Here is a 2,067-nt window from a genome sequence, read left to right as displayed (position 1 = left end):
CCTCGCCGGCCTCGCCTCCCTGACGCTCCTCGCCGGATGCTCGGCCTCGCCCGACGGAGACGGCGGCGGATCCGCCGGCGGCTCCGGCTCCGGCGCCGACATCGTGTCGCTCGTCGACGCCTCCGCGCAGACCCCCGCCGACGAGGTCGCCTCCTCGCTCGGCACCCCCACCGTGCCGGACGGCGCGAAGCTCTGCTACATCACCCGCACCCTCTCCAACGAGTTCTGGGGCTACGAGCGCGACGGCTTCGAGAACCGCGCGAAGGAGCTCGGCGTCGACTACCAGACCTTCGACGTCACCGACGAGTCCTCGATCACCGAGCAGCTCGACAAGGCCAAGAGCGCCATGAACCAGGGCTGCTCCGCCATCCTCGCCTCGCCGATCTCGGCCACCGGCCTCGACTCGATCTTCGAGTCGGCGCTCGCCGACGGCATCCCCGCGATCGTCCTCAACGACGCCAAGAGCGGCGTGGCCGGCACCGTCTACGTCGGACCCGACGCGACCACCATCGGCGCGACCGCCGCCGACTACATCGCCGACAAGCTGCCCGACGGCGGCAAGGTCGCGATGATCGAGGGCGATCCGGGCTCCTCCAACGCGATCAACCGCGGGGACGGCTTCACCGCCGCCCTCGCGAAGCACGAGAACCTCGAGCTCGTCGCCTCCCAGACCGCCTCGTGGGACCAGACCAAGGCGCAGGAGATCGCGACCACGATGCTGACCGCGAACCCCGACATCGCGGCCTTCTACTCGCAGAACGACGGCATGGCGCTCGGCGTCCAGGCCGCCATCGACGCGAAGGGCCTCACCGGCAAGGTGATCCTGGTCGGCACCGACGGCATCCCGCAGGCCAAGAAGCAGATCCTGGCCGGCGACTACACCGCCACCGTCAGCGAGCTGCCCACCACCGAGGGCGCGACCGGCGTGGACGCCGCGCTGTACCTGCTCGCCGGGAAGAAGGTCCCCGCGTGGATCGACGTCCCCGCGTTCATCATCGACAGCACCAACGTCGCGCAGTACGAGACCGGGATGCCGTAACCCGTCACCTCCTCCCTCCCCACGACCTCCTCGACAAGGAAGTAGACGGAACATGGCCGAGCATCTGCTCGAGGTCCGCGGCATCGCGAAATCGTTCCCGGGCGTCCGCGCCCTGGACGGCGTGAGCTTCACGCTCGACCGCGGCGAGATCCGCACCCTCGCCGGCGAGAACGGCGCGGGCAAGAGCACCCTGCTGAACATCCTCGGCGGGGCGCTGCGTCCGGACCGCGGCTCGATCACGATCGACGGCGTCCGGCGGATGGAGTACACCTCCCGCCAGGCGCTCGCCGAGGGGGTCCGCATCGCGCACCAGGAGCCGGCCATCGTGCCCCAGCTCACGGTGATGCAGAACCTGCTCCTCGGGCGGACGCGCAAGCAGCGCGCGTCCGCCCAGGACGACATCGACCGGGCCCTCAAGGACGTCCACCTGATGGGCTTCCCGATGGAGGCGAGGACCCCGGTCGGCCGGCTCAGCCCGGCGCAGCGGCACGCGCTCACCATCGCCCGGGCGTTCGCCTTCGGCGCGAAGATCGTCGCGCTCGACGAGCCGACGACGAGCATGCTCGAGCACAACGTCGAGGGGGTCCTCACCCGGGTCCGCGAGATCGCCCACGGGCGCGGCGTCGGCGTCATCTACGTCTCGCACAAGATGCCGGAGGTGATGAGCGTGTCGGACACGGTCGTGGTCCTCCGCGACGGTCGGCCCGCCTACGACGCTCCGATCGGCGAGACCTCGTCCGAGGACATCGTGCGGCGGATGGTCGGCCGGGAGCTGCTCTCGTTCGAGCGGCGCCACCCGGTCGCCCCGGACGCGGAGGTGCACTTCGAGGCCACGGGCGTCGTCCACCCGAGCGGAGTCGGGCCGGAGTCGATCAGCGTCCGCCGCGGCGAGGTCGTCGGCATCGCCGGCCTCGTCGGCTCCGGCCGCACCGAGTTCCTCCGCGCGCTCATCCGCGCCGACGACGGCACCGAGGGGACCGTCCGCCTGGGCGGCCGCCCACTGCGCATCCGCTCGCCGCGGGACAGTC

The 2,067-nt window shown here is 71.5% G+C and carries 2 protein-coding genes; both read left to right on the top strand.

The features are described 5' to 3' along the window. Positions 1-1,039, top strand: a 1,039-nt coding sequence (locus C5C27_RS17350) for a substrate-binding domain-containing protein (protein ID WP_104315024.1), incomplete at its 5' end; no start/stop codon positions are given. A gap of 52 nt (positions 1,040-1,091) precedes the next feature. Then, positions 1,092-2,067: ATP-binding cassette domain-containing protein (locus tag C5C27_RS17345; RefSeq protein ID WP_146079759.1), on the top strand; the 976-nt coding region annotated here is incomplete at its 3' end.

It is taken from the genome of Rathayibacter sp. AY2B7 (assembly GCF_002931635.1).
Classification (GTDB): domain Bacteria; phylum Actinomycetota; class Actinomycetes; order Actinomycetales; family Microbacteriaceae; genus Rathayibacter.
Note: the sequence above shows the minus strand (reverse complement) of the source record. Positions and strands in the feature narration are given on the sequence as shown.